At 37.2% G+C, this 22670-nt stretch carries 19 protein-coding genes and 2 tRNA genes; 2 read left to right on the forward strand and 19 right to left on the reverse strand.

The annotated features are described in order from the left end of the window. Positions 1-285 precede the first annotated feature (285 nt). The 10 genes from IW15_RS21470 to IW15_RS21520 all read right to left on the reverse strand — a co-directional run bounded on the left by IW15_RS21470 (position 286) and on the right by IW15_RS21520 (position 8274). On the reverse strand, positions 286-1041 hold the full coding sequence (locus tag IW15_RS21470; RefSeq protein WP_034715602.1) for an SDR family NAD(P)-dependent oxidoreductase: 756 nt from the start codon (positions 1039-1041) through the stop codon (positions 286-288). A gap of 82 nt (positions 1042-1123) precedes the next feature. Then, the gene (locus tag IW15_RS21475) at positions 1124-1510 is read right to left on the reverse strand and encodes an OsmC family protein (protein ID WP_034715604.1); all 387 of its coding nucleotides are present in this window, start codon (positions 1508-1510) and stop codon (positions 1124-1126) included. 155 nt (positions 1511-1665) lie between these two features. Further along, positions 1666-2055 carry an OsmC family protein gene (locus IW15_RS21480; RefSeq protein ID WP_034715608.1) on the reverse strand — a complete coding sequence of 130 codons (390 nt, stop codon included), beginning with the start codon at positions 2053-2055 and terminating at the stop codon, positions 1666-1668. A 49-nt stretch (positions 2056-2104) separates the two neighbouring features. Then, complete coding sequence (locus IW15_RS21485; RefSeq protein ID WP_034715611.1) at positions 2105-2803, reverse strand: DsbA family oxidoreductase; 699 nt, start codon at positions 2801-2803, stop codon at positions 2105-2107. Between the two features lie 23 nt (positions 2804-2826). Then, positions 2827-3120: a thioredoxin family protein gene (locus IW15_RS21490; protein ID WP_034715613.1), complete on the reverse strand. Its 294-nt coding sequence runs from the start codon at positions 3118-3120 to the stop codon at positions 2827-2829. Positions 3121-3192: 72 nt separating this feature from the next. Next, on the reverse strand, positions 3193-3741 hold the full coding sequence (locus IW15_RS21495; RefSeq protein WP_034715614.1) for an OsmC family protein: 549 nt from the start codon (positions 3739-3741) through the stop codon (positions 3193-3195). A 379-nt stretch (positions 3742-4120) separates the two neighbouring features. Next, positions 4121-4753 (reverse strand): FMN-dependent NADH-azoreductase, encoded by a 633-nt coding sequence (locus IW15_RS21500; protein ID WP_034715615.1) that lies wholly within the window; start codon positions 4751-4753, stop codon positions 4121-4123. A gap of 21 nt (positions 4754-4774) precedes the next feature. Then, positions 4775-5068, reverse strand: coding sequence for a thioredoxin family protein (locus IW15_RS21505; protein ID WP_034715616.1), 294 nt, complete (start codon positions 5066-5068; stop codon positions 4775-4777). Between the two features lie 177 nt (positions 5069-5245). Continuing rightward, positions 5246-6250, reverse strand: a complete 1005-nt coding sequence (locus IW15_RS21510) for an LLM class flavin-dependent oxidoreductase (protein ID WP_034715618.1) — start codon at positions 6248-6250, stop codon at positions 5246-5248. A 1121-nt stretch (positions 6251-7371) separates the two neighbouring features. Further along, complete coding sequence (locus tag IW15_RS21520; protein WP_034715619.1) at positions 7372-8274, reverse strand: helix-turn-helix domain-containing protein; 903 nt, start codon at positions 8272-8274, stop codon at positions 7372-7374. 454 nt (positions 8275-8728) lie between these two features. Between IW15_RS21520 and IW15_RS21525 the strand changes: the two genes are divergently transcribed. Together IW15_RS21525 and IW15_RS21530 are read left to right on the forward strand one after the other, a co-directional pair. Continuing rightward, the gene (locus tag IW15_RS21525) at positions 8729-9295 is read left to right on the forward strand and encodes a Crp/Fnr family transcriptional regulator (RefSeq protein WP_034715620.1); all 567 of its coding nucleotides are present in this window, start codon (positions 8729-8731) and stop codon (positions 9293-9295) included. 87 nt (positions 9296-9382) lie between these two features. Then, the gene (locus IW15_RS21530) at positions 9383-9688 is read left to right on the forward strand and encodes a YdhR family protein (RefSeq protein ID WP_034715622.1); all 306 of its coding nucleotides are present in this window, start codon (positions 9383-9385) and stop codon (positions 9686-9688) included. 553 nt (positions 9689-10241) lie between these two features. On the opposite strand, the gene IW15_RS21535 is transcribed toward IW15_RS21530, so the two are convergent. From IW15_RS21535 to IW15_RS21575, 9 genes are all read right to left on the reverse strand, one after another. Further along, positions 10242-10326: transfer RNA gene (locus IW15_RS21535), tRNA-Ser, on the reverse strand. A 234-nt stretch (positions 10327-10560) separates the two neighbouring features. After that, positions 10561-11004, reverse strand: coding sequence for a hypothetical protein (locus IW15_RS21540; protein ID WP_034715627.1), 444 nt, complete (start codon positions 11002-11004; stop codon positions 10561-10563). A gap of 238 nt (positions 11005-11242) precedes the next feature. Then, complete coding sequence (locus IW15_RS21545) at positions 11243-12139, reverse strand: hypothetical protein (protein WP_034715629.1); 897 nt, start codon at positions 12137-12139, stop codon at positions 11243-11245. Positions 12140-12194: 55 nt separating this feature from the next. Continuing rightward, entirely contained in the window at positions 12195-12959 is a 765-nt protein-coding gene (locus IW15_RS21550) for a LytR/AlgR family response regulator transcription factor (protein WP_034715630.1), read from the reverse strand. Between the two features lie 74 nt (positions 12960-13033). Then, on the reverse strand, positions 13034-14353 hold the full coding sequence (locus IW15_RS21555; protein ID WP_034715631.1) for a RagB/SusD family nutrient uptake outer membrane protein: 1320 nt from the start codon (positions 14351-14353) through the stop codon (positions 13034-13036). 13 nt (positions 14354-14366) lie between these two features. Continuing rightward, complete coding sequence (locus tag IW15_RS21560; RefSeq protein WP_034715634.1) at positions 14367-17705, reverse strand: SusC/RagA family TonB-linked outer membrane protein; 3339 nt, start codon at positions 17703-17705, stop codon at positions 14367-14369. Further along, the gene (locus IW15_RS21565; protein WP_034715635.1) at positions 17702-20293 is read right to left on the reverse strand and encodes a zinc-dependent metalloprotease; all 2592 of its coding nucleotides are present in this window, start codon (positions 20291-20293) and stop codon (positions 17702-17704) included. The genes IW15_RS21560 and IW15_RS21565 overlap by 4 nt, the downstream gene beginning before the upstream one ends. Before the next feature lie 112 nt (positions 20294-20405). Then, complete coding sequence (locus tag IW15_RS21570) at positions 20406-21992, reverse strand: sensor histidine kinase (RefSeq protein ID WP_034715638.1); 1587 nt, start codon at positions 21990-21992, stop codon at positions 20406-20408. Between the two features lie 510 nt (positions 21993-22502). Then, positions 22503-22587, reverse strand: a tRNA-Ser gene (locus IW15_RS21575). Between the last annotated feature and the right edge of the window lie 83 nt (positions 22588-22670).

The raw sequence follows: 22670 nt of genomic DNA on the forward strand, positions 1-22670 counted from the left end.
GAAAAATATAATAATAACTATTATTGGAGGTAACCCAGGTGCCTTGATGCCTTCTTCAGTTCAAAGATGTTTAGATAAATCCTATACTCCACCTTAAATACTCATTTTCACAATCTTTTTGATCTTATTTCAAATAAAACAATGCTCTTAAAACGTTGATACTATATAAACCATACATTTTATGAAATCAGCGTATTTAAGCTATGAAAGAAAAGTGCCTGATTTACTTAATTAAGAACATGGATATACATGTACACCCATGTTTTATATGAAATGGATTGAAATTTAGTTTTGTCCTGCTAGTAATCCACCGTCAACAGTCCAAGTTGCTCCGGTAACCCAGCTTGTTTGGTCTGAAAGTAAAAAGTCGATGGTTTTGGCAACATCTTCCGGTTGACCAACACCTCCTAATGGATGGTATGCATCAAATGCAGATAGATTTTCAGCAATTTTATCTTCTGGCATAAAGGTCTTGAAGATCGGGGTAACCACAAATCCTGGGTTGACAGAATTTACGCGGATGTTAAATTCAGCTAATTCAATAGCCAATTGTTTCGTAAGTGCTACCAATCCAGCTTTTCCAACCATATAGGCTGATGCTGGTCCTGCTTTAAGCGCATGATGCATCAATGCCGCACCAATATTAACAATAGATCCACCTTTATTTTCTTTCATAATTAAAGCCGCTGCTTGTGTAATAAAAAAGAAAGCTTTGGTATACGTTTGAAAGCTATCATAGTCTTTCTCCGTATGATCAAAAAATGAAATTGGATTATAATGTCCTGCCCCATTAACCAAATACTTCAAATTTGGCAATTCATTTTTTAGGTTACTATTGAAATCAACGACAGCATCCATATCGGAAAGATCTACCGAGTAAATCTTGACTATACCACCTTTTGCTTCCAATTCTGCTTTAGCTTTATTCAAGCTTTCAACACTTCTTCCTACTAGTGCTACTTCAACTCCTCTTCCAATTAATAATTCTGCTGTGGATTTACCTATTCCAGTTGAACCACCTACGATTAATGCTTGTTCCATTTTTCTATATTATTTATATTCGTTATGTTATTTCCGTCTTGGAAATAATTAAAATTAATTTTGATGTGATCTTACCTTCGGATTAAGCACCGTAAGTAAATTCATAATTTTTTACAATAGCAGGATTAAGACTGTTGCCAACGTGACATAAATTCTTTGCTGAATTTTCAATCAATTCCTTTTGTTCTGCTGTATAGTCTTTATCAAAGAACAACTTCACGTTGATCGTTCCTACTTGTCCTCCTTCTACTGACATTTTATAAGACAGCTCACTTCTTGAACAGTTTACTTCAAAATCTTTTTTTCTGGCGTAAAAATCAACTGTAGCTAACATACAGCTTGCATATGACCCCATAAGAAGATCGATAGAACCAAATTTCAGATCTACTTTAATCGGATCAGCATTCGATGTTGATTTTGTACTTGAGTTATATTTACCTTCGTAGGTACTTGCTATTACTTGTGACATGTTGTTAAATTTTTATTATTAATATGTATTGATTTAGAATGTTGATGCGGACACCACCTACGCTACATCTGCTCCGATCTCTAATGGTGACCGCATAACATTCAGTTGTAAATAAATCTTTTCTAACGTTCAGATTAGTAAAAGATTTACTCTTTTTATTTTGCCTCGTAAAAGAATTCGTAGTTTTTGACGATTGAAGGATTAAGGCTGTTTCCTACGTGACATAAGTTTTTTGCCGAATGCTCGATGACTTCTTTTTGTTCTGCAGTATATGCTTTGTCAAAGAACATCTTCACATGGATCGTTCCGACTTGTCCGCCTTCTGCTGACATGTCATAAGAAAGTTCACTTCTTGATCCATTGACCTCAAAATCTTTTTTTCTGGCATAAAAATCTACTGTTCCAAGCATACAGCTTGCATATGAACCCATAAGAAGATCAATAGGACCAAATTTTAAATCGACTTGGATTGGATCAGTGCTTAATGGTGATTTTGTGCTTGAATGATATTTACCTTCATAGGTAGTTGCTATTATTTGTGACATTTTATTTAATTTTTTATATTGTGAATACGAAATGACTTATATGTTGAAATTAGATGCTACATCCATCAATTCCACACATATTATCTCCAGATTCTTCAGACAGATCGACAATGCTTTCCTGGTAGGTTTGTGCAAGGGCCTTAGCAAAAAGTTCCACAGGTTGTGCTCCTGAAACGGCATATTTACCATCAAGAAGGTAATAGGGTACACCAGTTATTCCTAGATTTTGTGCCTCCATGATATCCTGTTTCACTTCATAGTTGTACTCATCTTCAGCTAATACTTTTCGGGCTTTGGATTGATCTAAGCCAAGTTCCTCAGCAAGGGAGGCCAAAAATTTAACATCCGCAATGTTTTTTCCGTTGACAAAATGAGCTTCAAATAAAGCTTCTTCCATATCATCAGCTTTACCATGTTCTTTTGCCAAATGCAATAACTTATGAGCAGGAAAAGTATCAGCAACAATGACCTGATCGTAATTAAAAGTTACTCCAGAATTTTTACCCATTTCTTTTAATTGATTCAAAAACTGATCAAGGTGAGCTTTAGAAAAACCTTTACGATTCATCATATACTCACTGATACTCAAAGTTCCAGAGCTTTCTTTTAAAGTAGGATCCAACTGGAAACTTTTCCAATCTACTTCCACTTGATCTTTGAAGGAAGAATCTGCTAACGCTTGCTCAAAATTTTTCTTAGCTATGTAGCAAAAAGGACACATGATGTCCGACCATACCTGTATTTTCATTGTCTTGTTATTTTTAAAGTTATTTAGAGGTTCTTATTCACGATTTCAGTAAGTTGCTCAGATGAAAGTACACCGGAATGTCTCCATTTCATTTGGCCTTTTTTAAACAGCATCGTCGTAGGTACTCCTCTAATCTCGAATATTTCTGCTAAACCCGGGTTCTGATCAATATCAACCCTTTCATAATGAATCGCCTCGCCATAATTTGCTATGGTTTGATCGAGATGCGGTTTCATGGCGATACATGGACCACACCAAGAGGCGTGAAAATTGATCATGGTTAATTGATCAGATTCTATTTTGTTAGCTAAATTCATTTTTCTGATATTTTAAAATGGAGAACAACAGCAACATTTCGATTCGGAACATCGCTGTTGTCATACACGAAATTAGATCACAGCATTTAAGCTCTTATTGATACTAATTTTTACGGGTTCTGCAATGGTTCTGTATCCCGGAGATACTTTACGTACATGTTCCGCAATAGCTGCGTAGTCTTCTTCAGTTCCGCTACCGCTAACTTCAAAATTGAATTGAAGTTCTTCAAATCCAACCGAAACATTCGGATCAACTTCTAAAAACCCACGGAGATCAAGATTACCTACAATAGTTAAGTTAACACTGTCAAGCTTGATTCCTTTACTGGTAGCCCCTACCACAAAACCCACCATCATACATCCAGCTAAACCGCCTAAAATATAATCTTGAGGATTCGGATTCAGGTTGTCTCCCAACAATTCTGCGGGCTCGCCGATCTGATATTTGAATTGTTTTTCAACGAAAGCTCTTCCTATCTTTTTACTATGAGTGGTAATTTCAGTATGCACACCACCTTTCCAGGTTGCTGTTACACCTAATGCTGCAATTGCTTCAGCAGGTTTGTTAGTAATTACTTCTACATAATTTCCTAATGCTTCTAAATTTACATTGTTTAACATAACCAATTGTTTTAAATTTTGTACTACAAAGGTACTGGCTAGACAGCTTCAAGAAAATGGACAAAACTGAAAACAAATAGCACTTATTGATCCGATTTTACCCCTTTAGATAGTCAAATTTCATTTCAAAAAGATATTGGCGAAAAGATAGGTCGGACCATCCGAACCCACTTTAATTGAAAAATCAAATCATTAGTTACCTTACACTTATAAAAAAAGGAAGTTCCCCAAATTATGGGAAACTTTCTTCTTATCAAGAGGCATTTTGCTGTTTTGAATGACGTAATTTAGTTTCGGATAACAACAGGATAAATAGCTCACTTGACTTCTTCACAAAATCTTTTATTAGAGCTAAACTCCTCAAGTCAGCATTAATGAACTACTCTGCAAAAAATTCTTTTGCAATACCGTGAGCTGATTTAAGCGCATTTGAAAACTCTTTATCCGCATCCGGATTCACTAGATTTCCTAAAAATTTAACCGAATGAACTTCAGTAATACCTACAAGTTCTAACCACCAGTTTAAATAGGTAGACTGGAAATCTAATCCAAGTTCAATCGGTACGCCTGCACCATATACGCCTGAAGTATAAATAACACATGCCTTCTTATCTTTCAATAATGGAAAGTACCCTTCTGCTCCAAAGCCAAAAGTCAAGCCCGGCTGTGAGATGGTATCGATATAGTGTTTCAATACCCATGGAATACCACCATTCCACATAGGAACAGTGATGAGGTATTCATCTGCTGAGGAAAAACGTTCCGTTACTTCCACAACTTTATCCCATGAACTTTTTAATTCCTCATTTAACGTGCCTTCACCGAAGAAAGTCATCTTGGCCGCAGCTTTGTCCCCATCAAAAGTAGGAATGCTTAAGTCCCATAGATTCAATTCATCTATAACAGCATCCGGATTCAACAGTTTATACTGTTCCATAAATTCCTGAGCGATGGCTCCTGATTTAGATTTTTCCTTTCTCGGCGAACTGATAATGTGCAGTAATCTTTTCATGTTAAGTTCAAGTTTATAGAATTAAAGGTTCTCCTTTACCAACTGACCAAGCTCATGAGAGGGCACAACACCGGAATGTCTCCATTTCATTTCTCCTTTTTTGAAAAGCATCGTAGTCGGTACACTTCTGATTTCAAATAGGGTTGCTAAATCTGGATATTTATCGATATCCACACGTTCATAATGAATAACATCATCAAATTCTGCAACCACTTCATCTAAATTTGGTTTCATGGCCACACATGGAGGACGCCAAGTCGCATGAAAATTAACCATGGTCAATTGTTCCGATTCTATTTTATTTGCTAAATCCATTGTTTTATATTTTTAAATTATTAACAGTTGTATTGTATTGTATTGTATTGTATTGTATTGTATTGTATTGTATTGTATCGTATTAAGGCAATGCAGAATATTTCTTTTTATAATGATCATGTGAGTCATTAAATATGCTCTTAAACAAGCATTACCTGATTACAGAAAAAGGGAAACTTAGCGATTTAAATCATCCATCACCTCTTTCATGATCATCATACTTTTTAATTTTTCCTGATGATCATAGATAGGCGAATGGATCATCAATTCGTGCACACCTGTCTGTCCTAAAAAGGCCTTTAAGTCATGACTGATTTTCTCCTTACTTCCAACAAAAGAACCGGCCGTCATTTGCTTCACTTGTAAACGCACCTGCTCATACATGCTGTCCAAGAGCCCTGCTAACGAGTCCACTGGAGGTTGTAAAAATTTCCCTGAGTTTTGTGCTAAACTTTGAAACATCTGATACAGACTGGTGGATAAGATTTCTGCTTGCTGATCCGTTTCTGCAGCTGTAGCATTCACAGCTGCTATCGTGTAAGGCTGTTTCAAAACATCAGAAGCTCTAAAATTCTGACGATACAGTGCAAAGGCCTCCAACATCTGTCTTGGAGCAAAATGCCCCGCAAAAGCATACGGTAATCCCTTGGATGCCGCTAACGCGGCACTTTCTGTACTCGATCCTAATATCCAGATCGGAACATGTGTATCTTCCGCTATAAAAGCACGCACCTTCGCGTAGGGATTCTTATGAGAAAAATACATTTCTAATGCTTCCACATTTTGAGGAAACCGTTGAGATTGCTCATAAAAATCTTTTTGAATAGCTAAAGCTGTTTGGATGTCGCTTCTAGGTGCTCTTCCCAAACCCAGATCAATCCGATCGGGATAAAGCTGAGCTAAGGTTCCAAATTGCTCAACAACAATCAGAGGCGAATGGTTGGGTAACATGATACCTCCCGAGCCAACTCGTATATTTTGCGTGTGGCCAGCAAGATGTCCAATCAAAACTGCAGTTGCTGTACTGGCGACATGAGCCATATTATGGTGTTCAGCCAACCACAGACGTTTATATCCTAAATTATCGACCAATTGGGCCAATTCTTTAGTTTTTCCGAATGTAGAACGAGCATTGCTATCTTCAGAAATGAACGCTAATTCTAATAATGATATAGGTATCATAATTCTCCTTTTTTTAATATGAATGACAGCTACTGATAAGTGTAATGCTTCTTTGATTTAGAAATTGTTGAGATTAAATTTTAGTTTTTTATCGACAATCTACAAGTAAGGAAGAACATATACGGTCTTGAAGCTCAGTACGCATCTGTTTTTAAATTTTATACTACAAAGGTAGCGGCTGGAAAGCATCTAGAAAATGGACAAAACTGAAAACAAGTGGTACTTATTGATCGGATTACCCCCTCAAATTTCCACGCGACAACTTTGTAATGAACTAATAATAAGAGGACAACATCAAGCTGGGTGGTCGTGTTTTTGCTGCACATGGAATGCCACCTTTTTTTAAAACGAATACCTAAGACTTAACAGTAGATGAATTTTGACTGTTGAAAGATTCCTGATCATGATCGTTCTTCTCCCTTAACAGCAATTATTATTCAGATATAAATAATCAAAGATTTAGGGGTAGGTAGATAAGAAACAGGGGCAAATCAAATTACTTGAGGACTTAACTGAAATTCCCCAAGAACCACAATTTCAGCTTTTCAGAAATCAAATCATAGGTGAGTAAACTCTACATGTTCATATCTTTTTTCATAGATCGAAGCGTGAAAAGTTTGCTCTGAGCGGAGCTGAATTAAGATTTCATTTTGAAACTGTACTTCTTTCTCTAACAACTGGTGCCAAAACTCAGGACGATCAGAAAAATTTTCATAATAGTCCAAGGTGTCAATAATTCCAATTAAAAGTGGAACTAAAGGTGCAGAGAATTTCAAATCAGAAGTGATACCAGCAAATGCATATAAGATCAAGAGTTCGATTGGCTCCGGCTCTTCATAGTTGTCTGCATACACGTCTGCTTCAGCATTACTTATTTCAATAGTATCTACGTAATTTTGAAGATGGCCAGTGCGGATGTCGGAGATTAGCTGCCGTTTTTTTATGTTGATATGAAGGTATCCTTAAAGTTGGGCAATTGACTATAAAAGCCCAATAGGGCTATGGTTAAACTTTTTCTTTGCTCCAAGGAAGAATGCATCAGTCCATCAATCAAGTTCCGGCTATGCTGGCTGATGTGTTTTACAATATCCATATCCCAATAGAATCTCCTGCCCGGCCAACTATTGAAAGGATTTTCGGAAAGATGTTGGTGATTGACCGGTATATTTTTTAAAGTATCTGATAAAATAAGATGAATCTTCAAAACCTATTTTATCAGCAATCTGATTGACATTGAGCTCTGAATGAAGCAATAGTCTTTTTGCTTCCAATACGATCCTTTCATGGATCATTTCAGATGGTTTTTTATTGAGCAGTTGCAGTGTAAGATTCGATAACGTTCTTAGGGAAACAAAAAGCATTTCGGCATATTGAGATGCAGGAAGTCCTTTGGTATAGTTTTCTTCGATCAGATTGACAAAATGGATCAACTGGGTACGTTTCTCATCCACAATAAAAGGCGCAAGTCCCTTATTGAGTTGTTCAAGTTCATATTTACGGCGCTGAACCTGAATCAAAAATGCTTTCAGATAAAGCCTAAGCAATTCTTCCTGACCGTATTTATCATGCTCTTTAAGTTCAGTCTGCATCTGGACAATATACTCATCCAATTTGTACTCATTTCCACTTCCTACACAGCATGAAGGAATCTGATAGGGATTATTGAACATGCTGCACTTCAGGAAAAAATCAACATCGTTTTCCTTTTGAACCAAAAAATCCTCAGAGAAATGGATAACAAATCCTTGGTAATCTGGATTATGATCAAAAGCATGAACCTGGTTTTTAGCAATAAAGAAGATCGTATTTTCCGATACATCGTATTCGTTGAAATCAACAAAATGTTTTCCATTACCTGACTTGAACCAGATAACCTGATAAAAACTGTGGATATGAGGTTTGGACATATCTTCCTGATGATCTTTAATACCATCTTGTAGAGACTGGACCTCAAACTGCATTTTACCTGGAGAATCAGCGTGTAAATGATATTCGTAAATCGCCTCCTTTTCCTGCTTTTTCATATTTTGCCTCGGTTTATGCTTAACTTTATTACTATGCAAATATAGTAGTATTTCCAGATTCACTCATAGTGATGATACTCGAAAAGTATCTTGAAAATCTTATGATAATGATCGAAAATTACAAACAACAATGGTTGATATTTTAGGATTTTTTTTAAAGGCGTCGTTTTACCTTGAGTCAATTATTACATCAGGAATATTTTAAAAGGTGATATCTTTGAAAAATATTATATTTACAAGCTAATAGTAATAGCATCAATAAGTGAAGCGTCCCTGACCGAATTGACTACACAGATTTATTTTAATCGAAATCGATTAAATGTCACCTCTAAATCCAGTAAGAGTCACAATGGAAATTTTAAATGTAGTTAGAATATAATGTTTTCCACAGACAGTAAAACTAAATGTTGCTATGGTTGAGTAACTATATAATAGTTTGACAGAAAGTAAAATAATGAAGACAAAACTTAGAGACCATATCGCAGAAATCGTAAGCTTTTCAGATCAAGAATTTGAGTACATCATCGCACACTTCCATTATAAGAAAATGAAGAAAAACCAGTTTCTTATACAAGTTGGACAGCAGAAAGTCAATAAATATTTCGTCCTAAGTGGAATTTTAAAATCTTATTATGTCGATAAAAGTGACAAAGAACATATTATACAATTTGCACAGCCTGACTGGTGGATCACAGACTATAATGCATTCTTTAATAATAAAGAAGCAACCATCAACGTCGATTGTATCACAGATTGTGAACTGTTGTATATTAGTAATGAAGATCTGGAAAAGCTAAGTGCCGAATTTCATAAAATGGAACATTTTTTTCGTGTCAAATCAAATGCAGGTTATGTGGCATCACAGGAAAGGATACTGACTATGCTCAATCTGACTTCTGTAGAACGGTTTAACCATTTCAACAGGCTATACCCAAATCTAATTCAATCTATTCCAAAATACTTGATCGCATCCTATATCGGTGTGTCAAGAGAAATGTTAAGCAGGTTGAGTAAAATGTGATAAATCACACAAAATAAAAGTGTGAAAGTTCATTTTTCATTCATGTAAATTCCTCCAATTTTGTAGTGTAATAAAACATTATTAGTTATGAAATACGGACAAATTTTCACTTACAAGCTCGAATTGGATTCTAAAGAAGAATATATCAAACAATTCGTAGATCCATTTGCAGAAACCATTTCTAAAGCCAAAGGGTTAATCTCAAAAGTATGGATGGCAGATTTTGACAATCAGTTTTCTAGTTTCTATTTATGGGAAACGAAAGAAGACATGAATGCCTTTATGGCGACACCAGAAATCGATGTGGTTGCTCATTTACCATTTTTAAAAGACTTAAAAATAGTTGCCATTCCGGTTGTAGATGAAGCATCTAAAATTACCAGAGGTATTTAAAAAATATCCCTTACAAGTTGAAACAAACCATTTCAGGACATGTCCTGAAATGGTTGTTTTATTTACTTGGTTCCTTTTAATAGATCTAGTGCTGGTAAGGATTTTTTAGACTAAATGTTTTTAGCGTAATGCTTGACATAAACCATCTGTAGATTAGAGTATATGATCTCATATTAACCTAAATTCATTTTCAAATTACTAGATAATAATTATTTATCAACAGATATCTGCCTCAACGAAAACTATGGTCGAACTTGGCCCGGAATAGGAGGGACCACTTTCACCGAAATATATACATTATCCAGGATTTTCAATATATATTAGCAGCTTTTTTGAAAAATATTAATGAGTTACAAGATTGAATGGTTAAACGAATATCGAACACAAAATGATGAAGAATAGGGGTATTTTAAGGCCTGTGTTTTTTTATGATGATAAATACTGAAAAACTCGAACACCTATTCACATAATTTTAGTCAAATATAACGCATTGTAAATCAATGCACAAAACCTGTAAAAAAAGGAGACGTTTAAATATAAACGTCTCCCTAAGCGGAGAGAGAGGGATTCGAACCCCCGGACCTGTTACAGTCAATAGTTTTCAAGACTATCGCAATCGACCACTCTGCCATCTCTCCTGAATAACGGCTATACCGTTGTTTTCAGTGGTGCAAATATAAAAAGTTTTTTGTTATCTGCAAAATATTTTTCGGCATCTTCACTAAAAAAATCACAGTTTTCAACGTTGATTTCTGACAATCAGACTTATATTTCAGATTCGAAGAACCAAATTTTTCAATAAAAAATCATCAAGTAAGACCATCGAACAAAAATCTTTATAGAATTACGATAAGCATCTTCCGAACTACTGTTTATCTTACTGTTCTCTCCAGAATTTTTTCATCATATTTATCATAGAAAACGCCTACTCTATCCGGATTCACTGTTCCCTCCGGAGTTAATACTTTTTCTTTGAAAAGCCAGGCCATCAGCTTCTCCATGCTTTTTTTAGAATTCATTCCCAATCCACTCACTACCCGGCTGAAATCGGTACACTGAACTTTAACCCTTTGCTCAATAAAGTTGATTACATAATAATCATCAGCCTGATATTGCGGAGTTTCGTTGTCAAACATTCTGAACATTACAATTTCATTGTCATCTAATGTATAAAATGAATATTGGAACACATTGATCTTCTCTGATTTAAGAATTGCTTTACCATCCAGTAAAACCTTGTCATCTTTGATCTCAATTTTCTGGGCATTCAGAAAGGCAGCTCCTGCGATAAGAAGCATCATCATAGTTTTTTTCATGCAATATAAATGGTTTATCATCTTTTTATAAGAGTTCAAATTATAATCAGACGGTAAAAATCATATCTAAACTTATGTATGAGCCATTGGTACCGCCTGTTTACAGACGGCCAAAATACAAAAAAGATCGATACTTTTAAAGAAGATCGTAAAAGGAAAAACTGTTCGATAAAAATCAGTTGTCAGGTACCACATATTGTGATTAAAACTATAAAAACTAATGTACTGCTGATAAGCTTTAATTTGTGTGATCTGTTTTATCTATTTTCAATAGCTGCTTAACAGCATTATGATCTACCCCTAATTTACCGCGCCAAGCTGAAAGTGGGAAATTAACTTCTGTACGATGGTTGGGTGCCTTATTATGCAACTCCAACTCCCATTCCAGCTTCTTCCAGTAAGGAATAAAACCGTTTAATGAGCTATAATCAGCCACAAGGCTGTTTCTGATGATCCCTAATTCTGCCAAAATCCTGATAAGCCAGGTTCTCGAAGTAGTATTGCTTTTCGGCAGTAGTTTTTCTTTGGAAATTCTATTCAATAACTCAGTCGGAGTTTCATTTTCCGGTGCATGATCAATAGCTTCAATGAGCTTATGGAAAATTTTCAGATCATTTTCTGTAGATTGTATATCTTCAAATGTGAGGACTTCCTGAAGGTCTAAGAGTGTTTCTGTATAGCCTCCAATTCTGCAATATCCGATATACAGATCGTATAAATTTTTTCCGTCATTTTCCCAGGATTCTTTGGTTATTCCGCAAATCCTGCATGGATTGCGAAATCTTTCATCTTCAAACGTTTCAAAAGTATGGTCTGGTATATGGGCAGCAAACGAATAACTGATGACAGGCTGTAATCCTCTGTGGAAACCTGTTCCGATTGCTTTTAGAAAAAGGTGATAAGAAATTTCACGTATATCGTTATCAGCAATAAGTTTCCTCAATTCTTTAACAACAGTATCGTGTTGATAATGGGTAATTCTATTGATTTCAACACCACTATTTTGTAATAGAACCTTTTCTTGTAGAGTATCAGGAATTTTGTATGTGCCAACGCTCTTATCAAAGTCGTAATTTTCCTGATTGCTGTGTAAGTATATTCTGGAAAGTATCTTTATGATTTTCTCGTCTATCATGATTGGATGTATTGAAATAACTGTAGTTAACAATCAAATTTACAAAACTTATCCATCAGTTTTTCAGCCAGGTTAAGAATTCCGTGATCTGTCTTTTGCTGATGAATACATCGGAATTAATTTCAGGTGTTGGAGAAAGCTTCACCTCTATTTTCTGACTGGAATGCTTAATAATTTCAATAATAGCATTTTTATTAATGATGAACTTTCGGTTAATTTTAAAAAAACGGTCCGGATTTAATTTATGGATGATATCTTTAATAGTATCGTCATAAATATAGGTCTGGTTATCGTTTGTGGTCAGGAAAAGGTATTTTCCGGAGGCAAAAAAATAAGCCGTATCATGCTCATCTACCGACTTCAGTTTATTTCCTTCCCGAACCATAAAACGTTTCATTTTTTCAGGATTATCGGTCTGGTATAACGTGGAAATAGATTTCAGTACAGGTTCAGGATCAAAATTTCCTTTTATGGAAATGAATTTCTGCAATGCCTGATGCAGATCATCCTGTTCAAAAGGCTTTAGAAGATAGTCTATGGTGAAATGCCTGAAAACTCTCATCGCATATTCATCAAAGGCAGTGATAAAAATAACCGGCGTAAAGAGCTCCATATGCTCAAAAATATCCAGGCTCATCCCGTCACCCAGGTGAATATCCATAAAAATAAGGTCTGCGGAATGGGTTTCGAAAAAATCTATTGCCTGTTTCTTTGAACGGAGAATCACCGTTTCGGTAATAGGAACGATGCTTTGCTGATCCAAAAGATCTTTCAGATAATTAACAGCCAGCAGTTCGTCTTCTATAATCGCAATTCTCATAACCCTGCAAAAGTACGAAAAAACCGCTAAAATGATTAAGTTCAAGCGGTTTCAGGGGTTGTTAATATGAAATGTTATAAAAAGGGATTATTCTTCTTGGCACTTCGTGGAAACTCTATGGTGTATCTCACGTCATTCTGTTGAAGAATATAATCGATCCCATTGATGGTATGGGTAATTTTTTTCTGGTTTGCCCGTCTTAAATCAGACCAGCGCTGTCCTTCCAGTGCAAATTCCCTGAATCTTTCATCCATGAGAAAATTCATGAAATCAGAAGTATTCATTGGATTGATGGTGTTTTGAACAGCCAGATATCCTTCTGTACTGTATCTGTTTTTCAATACCGTCAGCAGGGTTTCTTTGGCTTCATTAAGCCTGTTCAGTTTTACCAATGCTTCAGATTTTATAAAATACATCTCTGCCGTTCTGAAAGACACTTTGAAATCCGAGCTTCCCCCTTTAATCACTTTATACTTACTGCCGTTTTTCTCAAAATACAGGGCAAATCTTTTATCTGTAGCCGTATTATATTTTGAAAGCAGTTCCGGAGTGGCGAAAGATACATTCTGCACATTGGTATTCAAAGCATTATCCAGAGCCATAATAGATTCTACCGAAGCATAATGATTAGGCGCCGTAGTAGATGTATTTAAATTGCTTAGCTGTCCTTTTACCGCCAGCACCTGGTTTGAAAAGTTTAATGCTCCATTCCAGTCGCTCTGATACAGGGCCGCTCTTGCCTGAAGTGCCTTCAATGCTATTTTTGAAAACCGGTAATGGATACCGGAAGGCTGCTGCTCCTCTATCATCAGTTCTTCTGCCTGTTCCATATCGGCATGAATCTGATTATAGACTTCCTGTACGGAAGATGGCTTTAATACCTGTTCAAGATCAATTTCCAGGGTGATCGGTACACCTCTGTCTGTAGAAGCTGTAGCGCTGTTGTACGGTTTCCCGTACAGATTTACCATATCAAAATAAGAATAGGCACGCAGGGCATACGCTTCTGCGAGGATCTGCTGCTTTTCAGGAGAATCTTTCATCGTTTTACTTCCTTCATTGATGATTTGGTTCAGATAAAAAATCACCGAATAAAAACCTACCCACGGAAACTCAGTCGTTGCCTGGTCGGTATTGGAATCTTTCCACATCGCAATTTCACGGTAAGCGATAAAATCACTTACATTTTCATCCAGGCTTACCTCATCGGTACGAAGGGCTGTTAATGATTTATGAATCGGATATTTTGCATATGCCGAGGTAAGTACTTTACGGTAATCTTCCACACTGGTAGGAATGATTTTTCCTTCAGGCTGTATATCTAAAAAACGATCACACCCGATGCTGGAAAAGCTGAGTACGGCGAGTGCAATGAATGTTGTAATTTTTCTCATGTTTCTCTAAGTTTTAAAAAGAAATATTAAATCCTAAGGTAACTGACTTTGCGATAGGCTGTGCATAAATGTTACCATAGGTTTCCGGATCAAAATATCCTTTATATCCATTGCTGAATACAAATAAGTTACGCCCTTCAACACTCAGCCTAAGACTGCTGATTCCCATAGGGCTTGTAAATTCTTTAGGAAGTGTATATCCCAAACGGATACTGCTGATTCTCACGTAGCTGATTTCTTTTGCCCATACATCAAGCAAGCTATAGGCATTGGAACGGTTATCAGCAAACCATTTGTTAGCCATCCAGCCCGGATTGCTGTCCATTTCAGAACTGGTAATCCCAGGAAGTGAACTTCCGGCTTCGTAGATATCTTTGGTATAATTTCTCCCTCTGTCTAAGTCCATGCCGCGGTAAGAAGGTGTTCTCATTACGGTCTGCTTTAAATTGACAGTAGCAGAAACGGTAAGGTCGAAATTGCGTACTTTAAAGGTATTGATGATCCCTCCTGTAAATTTCGGATCTCTGTCGCCTACATATGTAAAAAGATTTCTAAGTTCCGCATTGGAAAGTTTTGTGTCTACAAGCTGGCCGGGAAGAAAATCAGCATATACATCAAATAATTTGAAGAAATCTTCCGCTTTTATTTTTTCATTTCCTTTCCAGAACATTGGATTTCCGTTTTCGTCCAGCCCTGCAGTCTTTAATGCAAAAACAGCGTTTACAGGAAGTCCTTCACGGGAAGGAAGCAATGCATTATCACGCGGCTGCTCGCTCAGTACGTTACTCTTGTTATGGGCAAAATTAATCGTGGTCGTCCATTTGAAATTATCATTGTTGATATTTCTTGTAGACACTGCCAGTTCAAATCCTTTGTTGGTTAAACTTCCCCAGTTCATCATAGTATATTCAAACCCCGTTTCAAGCGGTGTTTCTTTCATACTGATCATGTCTGTTCCTTTTCTGCTGTATACATCCGCCGTAAGATTAATACGGTTTTGGAATAATCCTAAATCAAGACCCAGGTTGACATTGGTGGTTTTTTCCCAACGAAGCTTATCATTTGGAGGACTGACTACGTTAATAATATTTTCTTTTGTCCCGGGAAGAATCGTCGTATCATAATATTCTCCGATAAAAAACGGCGACGTATTACGGTCGATATTTCCCTGAAGACCATAAGAAGCTCTTAATCTAAGGTTAGAAATCGCAGTAAGATCCTTCATGAAATTTTCTTTCGTCACCAGCCACGAACCTGATACCGCCCATATCGGAAGGTATTTGTATTTTTTATTCACTCCGAATAAATTCGTTCCGTCATACCGCACACTTCCGAAAAATGTATATTTCTGCGCAAAAGTATAAGACGCGGTAGCAAACATGGACGCATAGGCATTCACAACCGGAGGCATTTCACGGTACGTTTCATACTTTCTTTCTGCTGCAAAATTAGAGCTTGGGAAAACCATTGCCGTAGATCTTCTGGAAATCTCATCATAACCGAAAGCTCTGGTGAGTGTTGTATTGTCCTCTGTTTTACGGATTTCTGTTCCGGCCATTACATCAATTTCATGCACGGAATTAATCTTTGTGCTGTATGCTGCCTGCAACTTCCAGTTGTACTGGAAAAAGCTGTTGTCCCAGTTTTGTTTTACCCCACCATCCGGTAAAAAGTAACGGTACGCGCCATCTTTGTAGTAGCGTGTCCCTTCTCTCATTTTTCTGGTAAAATAGGTTTCCTGACCTGCATATTTTTCCGTCTTGTTGCTGTCGTACTGCATTCCCAGCTGAGAAGTCAGTTTCAGGTCTTTCGCTACTTTATACTCTAAATCCATGATCGCTTTCAGGGACTGGTTTTTCAGGGTATAACTTGTATTGTTCCTTTCTTCCAGAAAGTTGAAAGGAATATACCGGTTTTCAAAACCATCTATATCCTGGTCATAGCGGTAGCTTCCATCTGCATTGTAAGGCGTAAGGTAAGGATTCGCATTTCTTGAATAATTGATAGGGTTAATAGACGCATCAGCATCTGTCACAAACGATTCACGTTCACTTTGTGTCCCGAAAATTGATATTCCGGCATTAAGCTTATCGCTTATTTTATAATTGTTCTTTAATGTGAGGTTATATCTTTTAAAACCAGTTCCTATCGTGGTTCCTTCTTCATCATAATATCCTAAAGAGAAGTAATAATCTGAGCGGTCGCTTCCTCCGGAAAGGCTTAGTCCATACTGTTTATTGATGGCCGTTCTGTACAGCAGTTTCCCCCAGTCTGTATTGTTATTTCTCAATCCGTCGATCTGCTGGCGCGTCAGTGAATTCAGTCCGTCCAGTCCTCCGCTTCTGAAGGCATCAAGCTGTCCGTTTTTCATTAAAATCCTCATCACCTCTCCTTTATCTGCACGATACGTCAAGTCGCTGCGCTGGGCAAGCATAAGCTCCAAATCTACTTTTTCAGTGGCATTGAGCAGATTCAGTTTATCAAAATCCGGGCGGGATGTTACGAAGGTATCTGCTGAGAAGTTTACTCTCATATTTCCTTTCTTCCCTTTTTTGGTGGTAATAGAAATCACCCCGTTCGCAGCTCTGGCTCCATAAATAGCTGTGGCAGCCGCATCTTTTAAAATGGTGACATCCTCGATATCGTTAGGGTTCAGTCCTGCAATAGAAAAATTCTGAAGCTGGTCTATATTGTCTTTATCGGTAAAATTGGGAACATCATTTCCTTCCAGTGGCAAACCGTCAATCACCCATAAAGGATCCTGTGGTCCTGAAAGGGAAGCCGTTCCTCTGATTCTTATTTTTGCAGGGCCTCCCGGAGATCCCGTCTGAGGCGTTACTGCTACCCCGGCAATCTGTCCCGCCAACATCTGGTCTACACTCGCAACCCCAGCCTGGTTGATGTTATCCATCTTCACCGTTGAAACCGCAGAAGTCTGCTTGCGTTTTTCAATTTTCTGATATCCGGTAATAATAACTTCCTGTATTTTATTTTTATCAGAAACTTCAGAACTGACAGGCATTAAGGTTACATTATAATGGGTCTGATCTTCATTAATCAGAATTATTCTGGATTCATAGCCCAAATAACTCACCATAACAGATTTTGTATCTGCAGGAATTTCCAGGATGAATTTCCCGTTCTTATCGGTTACGGTACCTATTGAAACACTTTCAATGATTCCTTCCTGATTGGTTTTGGTAGAAACAGACTGTGTTTCTATTTTGATAGATGCTCCGGCCATGACGTGAAACGTATTGCCGTCTTCGATCTTTCCTGTAATGGTTTTCTTCTCCTGGGCCAACGCAACCTGAGCCGCTAAAAGAGGTAAAAGTATTAGAGTTTTTTTCATAGCTGATTATTGTTTAAAGCCTCTTTAATACGAATAATTAAGTCTGTGTAATGAGCCCTGGAGGCATCATCTCCTTTGTACTGTCTTGTATTTAATAGTTGTAACACTTTCTGAAGTTCTGCTCTTTTGTAGGTAGTGACTTCAGATACTCTTTTCATGGATGAATAGTTAATATTCCTCAGATCATGATCTTCTCCATGAAAATTACATATCATCGGCATATTCAGGGTGTTGTCTACTTTTAAAGCTTTGACTGATGTCTTCTCGAATAATTTATTAACAGAAACAATGAGTGCATCAACATAGTTTTTCTGCGTCATTTTTTCAAGAATTGTCAGACTTCCTTTTTTACTGAAAATGGCTGTTCTTAACTGATCAAATAAATTATTTACGGTGTAGATTTCTTCTTTTGAACCTGAAACTTCATGTTTCAATTCATTTTCAAGCAATCTCAATAACCGGTCATCCATCAGCAGGGAATAGATGGTTCCATACTGCATTCCTCTTGCTAAGGTGTATGGAGTCTGTTCAAACGGTCCCATCGGTGAGTTTTTCACAGAATAGGTTTTCTCAGTAATCGGATTAAAAAATAACCATTCCGGAAGCTGTATTGCATTGTTAATAAGATAATCAACCGCTCTTTTCTGAGTTTCCGCAGGAACTGCTTCATAGGCTTTCTTCTTGCTACCAAAAACCGTATTATCCAGATAAATCCCTCCTACATTGGCCATTACATGCCCCGTATACAGATCCCATTGTCCGATCGCTCCCAAATAGAGTTTACCTGCCTCGGTATAGCTCTTCCCATCTTCATACGTCCATTTCAGAAGGTTGTCTACAACAATTTTCAAGTTTTTAATTCCATATTCGCTGGCCTTCATTGCATCATCTCCTAAATCTTCAGATTGGGAACGCGGATCAATGGTTTCCAGGTAGCTTTGCTGCTCACCATAGAAATACATCGGGTCATCCTGATTTTTCTCTATTAAGTTTCTCAGGGCCTTTTTTTCGGATATTTCATCAGGGTACCAACGGTAGCCCCATTCAATAGCATATTTATCATACACTCCTATTTTTGGAGTTATTGCAGTAACACCATCCCCAGGCTGAGCGACATAATTGTAACGCGCATAATCCATAATAGAAGGGGCTGTTCCGCCCATTTTATCGGTAAATTCCTTGGAACGCAGTGATTCTACAGGAAAGGCAAAGGAAGCTCCCATATTATGTTTCAGTCCGAAGGTATGTCCTATTTCATGTGACGAAACAAAGCGGATCGCTTCGCCCATATGCTCATCACTGAATACATTTCCTCTTGCTTTAGGATCTATCGCTCCGGTCTGAATTCTCATCCATTCCTGAAGAGAAGTCATGACATTATGCCACCAGATAATATCCGATTCAATAATTTCTCCGCTTCGCGGATCCACTACAGAAGGTCCCATCGCATTGGATTTCGGAGATGCCACATAAGTAATCACGGAATACCTTACATCATCAATATCAAAATCCTTGTCATTTTCATCCGGCATTTTAGCGATTACCGCATTTTTAAAGCCTGCTTTTTCAAAAGCTGCCTGCCAGTCGTATACACCTGCAATAATTTTTTCACGCCACTGGATCGGCGTTGCAGGATCAATATAGTAGACAATAGGTTTCTTTGGTTCTACCAACTCCCCTCTCAGGTACTTTTCTTTATCTTCATCTTTAGGTTCCAGGCGCCATCTGGTGATGAACTGTTTTTCATCCATTTTCTGCTGGCGGTCGTTGAAAGCCCAATGTTTTTCACTGAAAAATCCTACTCTCGGATCAGCAGTTCTCGGTGCCATCGGAACCTGAGAAAGCAATACGATATTGCTGGTAACACCAAGGGTTACAGGTAAATCTACTCCTCCTTCATTCACGGATGTGGTGAGCTGGGATTTCACCACAAGGTTCTGAGAAAATGTTTTCACTCCTTCTATGTAAGAGAGGCTTGATTTTACCGATCCGCCAAGGCCTACATTGGCCAGTACATCATTAAAGCTCTTCTGATTTCCGTCAAAAACTTTGTTTACTTTAATGGCTACCGACGTAGAATCGCTATTTTGAGCTTCAATATCAAAAACCTCGATCACAGATTCTGAAAAATTATCTTTTACAGATTTTGTAATCACATCGTTTTTGGGAGATGATACCTGCGGAACCACCGTTTTTACCCAAACTTTTTTGGCTACTGCATCTTTATGAAAAGAAATTACCTTATTTTCATAATTCATTCCTTTATTTAAACCTGCTTCATTCACCTGCATCGGCACCTGAGACAGTTTATTGACTACCAAAAACTGACGTCCCATCAAACTGTCGGGAATCTCAAAATACACATCGGTCTTTACCTGAATCGTATTAAAAATCCCCTTCTTATAGGTTCCTTTTTTAATAAGATCTTCAATTTTCTTTGCTTTTTTTGAGGAAACCTCTGTTTTGTCAGATTTTTCTTTAGCTGTTTTTATGGTATCTTTTTTCTGTGCAAGTGCTGCTGGTGAGGCCAGAGCGAGTCCTAAGTACAGTGCCAGTCTGTAGTTCTTCATTACAATAGTCCGATTCATTCCAAATTATTAGATATCTCAGTTTCAGCTCGCAAAACTATAGGTAAAGAAATAATCTCAACAGTATTAGGGAGTGAGAGGTGGTATTTCGGGAGTGAGTGGATTCCATTTTTTATTCCAATAATGGTAAAAAACATATGAAATATTCACCATCTACGGATATATTAACAGAATTCTTTTTAAAATAATCATAAACCTGATTCAAATAATCAATCCCGAATTTGGCACCCTGTACCGATTCATCTGTTTTGGGCTGCCAGGTATTTTTTACAGTGATTCCTTCCTCTTCAACCGTTATCATAATGTTTAACGGATGATCTATCGTAGCGACATTATGTTTTATGGCATTTTCCACCACCATCTGGAGGGATAAGTAGGGAATCTTCTTTTCCAAACTTTTAGGGTTAAAAATGACCATATCAAACACGAGCTCTTCATCAAACCTGCTTTTAAGAAGCTCCATATACTGCTGGATAAATTTAATTTCCTGTGCCACAGGAACAATATTTTCTTTCGGAGGAACGATAAGGTACCTGTATATCTTGGAGAGATTCATGGTAAAACGCTGTGCATTTTCTTTGTTGATGCCGATCAGCATATAAAGAGAGTTCAGTGAATTGAACAGAAAATGAGGGTTGATGTTATTTTTAAGCTGCTGCAACTGGTTCAGTGCTTCTTCCCTGTGCATTTTTTCATTCTCAACAAGCAGTACATTTTTTTCGGTCTGTATTTTTTCTTTTTCCAGATAGGCAAGCTGGGTAGCCCTGTGAAAGAGGATAAAAACGGTAACAATAAGAAACAGTGCTGCCAGGAAAATATAGACGGTATAGGTCTTGGTCTTATTCACACTTTCATCAATCAGGAAGTTTACGTGATTTACAACGGCGTACCCTTCAAAATTATCTGTTTTCAGAGGTTTTATGAAACGGGTAACTTCCAGCTTCAGATATTCTGAAATGGTACTTCCTTCGGTGTATCCTGATTTTGTAGTACTGGTTATGGTATCTTTTGGGGTGATATCGGTAAAGTCGAAAATATTTTTCCCTAAGTATTTCTGGTCCGGATGGGTAATACAAATCCCTTCTTTGGTGAAAACATAAGCGTAATTGTTAGGTGTCTTATCAATATTAATAAAATACTGATGGAGATCGTCCAGGCTTACTGCAGAACCATAATAGAGTCTGTTTTTATTAGGAAGAGCCAGAGAGTCATAACTTACCCAATAAATGCTGTCTTTCCGGGTGATTAAAAAATCGCTGAAATGTCCGGGACCGCTGTTTTTTATTTTGATATAGTTCTCCCCTTTCTCTTTTTTCCTGAATACTTCCGATAATGGGCTGTTGCTTTCAGATGCTCCGGTGACAGGATTATCATACGAGTACCAGCTGTAAGGAAGTAAATTTCGTTTCCGGTTCATTTCGTTTAAAACGGAAGAATATTCCTTGTAGTTTTTCAGTCCGTCTTTTTGAATGAGCGCACGCAGCAGGTATTGATAGTCTTCTATATTTCGAAACTCATTTTCTACGGTTTCATATTTCCGGACAAATGTTTTGCGGGCAAATTCTTCGTTATTTTTCCGGCTGTCGTGGGTAATGAGAACACTCAGCACCGCGAATGCAGCAACTGCGATCAGGCAAGCTGACAAAATCGCTATGTACATGGATTTCTGCGATATGATGTGCTTAAAATTATTATTCATTTGTTCTACCAGTCATTTTTTCTTTACGATTATATTCAATGATCAATATGTAAGAATCTGTCATGGGATTCTTTCTTACACCTTCTCAGATGCATTTTTTAACGTGTGATTTTTTAACGCAAGAGCGTAAGGCGGTTATAATATCGTTGCCTTTGCTATTCCAAAACATTATTTGTTAGTGCAAAGACGTACTATTTTTTCAAGATTTATGTTTTGGTATTCACTTAAGTAAAGACGATTACATTGTATCTACATTCGAAATACATTTCCCTTTCTGGCTACCTAATCGCATTTTTCAACGCAAAGATTTAGATAATGCCGTTTCATAAGGAAAGCAAAGAATTAATCAATTTTATTGATTCTAAAAAGCCTGCATTGTTGATATGAAATCTTAAAGTTCCCCCATATGGTACCTTATCCATCTAATTCCTAAAAAGACACATCCTTTATCCGTGACTTTTATGCATAAAAAAGTTCCATTAGAATTCTAATGGAACTAGTTTTTTGTAGCGGAGAGAGAGGGATTCGAACCCCCGGACCTGTTACAGTCAATAGTTTTCAAGACTATCGCAATCGACCACTCTGCCATCTCTCCTGAATAACGGCGATACCGTTGTTTTCAGTGGTGCAAATATATAACGTTTTTTATTTCCGACAAAACATTTTCTGAAGAAATTT

Source organism: Chryseobacterium soli, assembly GCF_000737705.1.
Classification (GTDB): Bacteria; Bacteroidota; Bacteroidia; order Flavobacteriales; family Weeksellaceae; genus Chryseobacterium; species Chryseobacterium soli.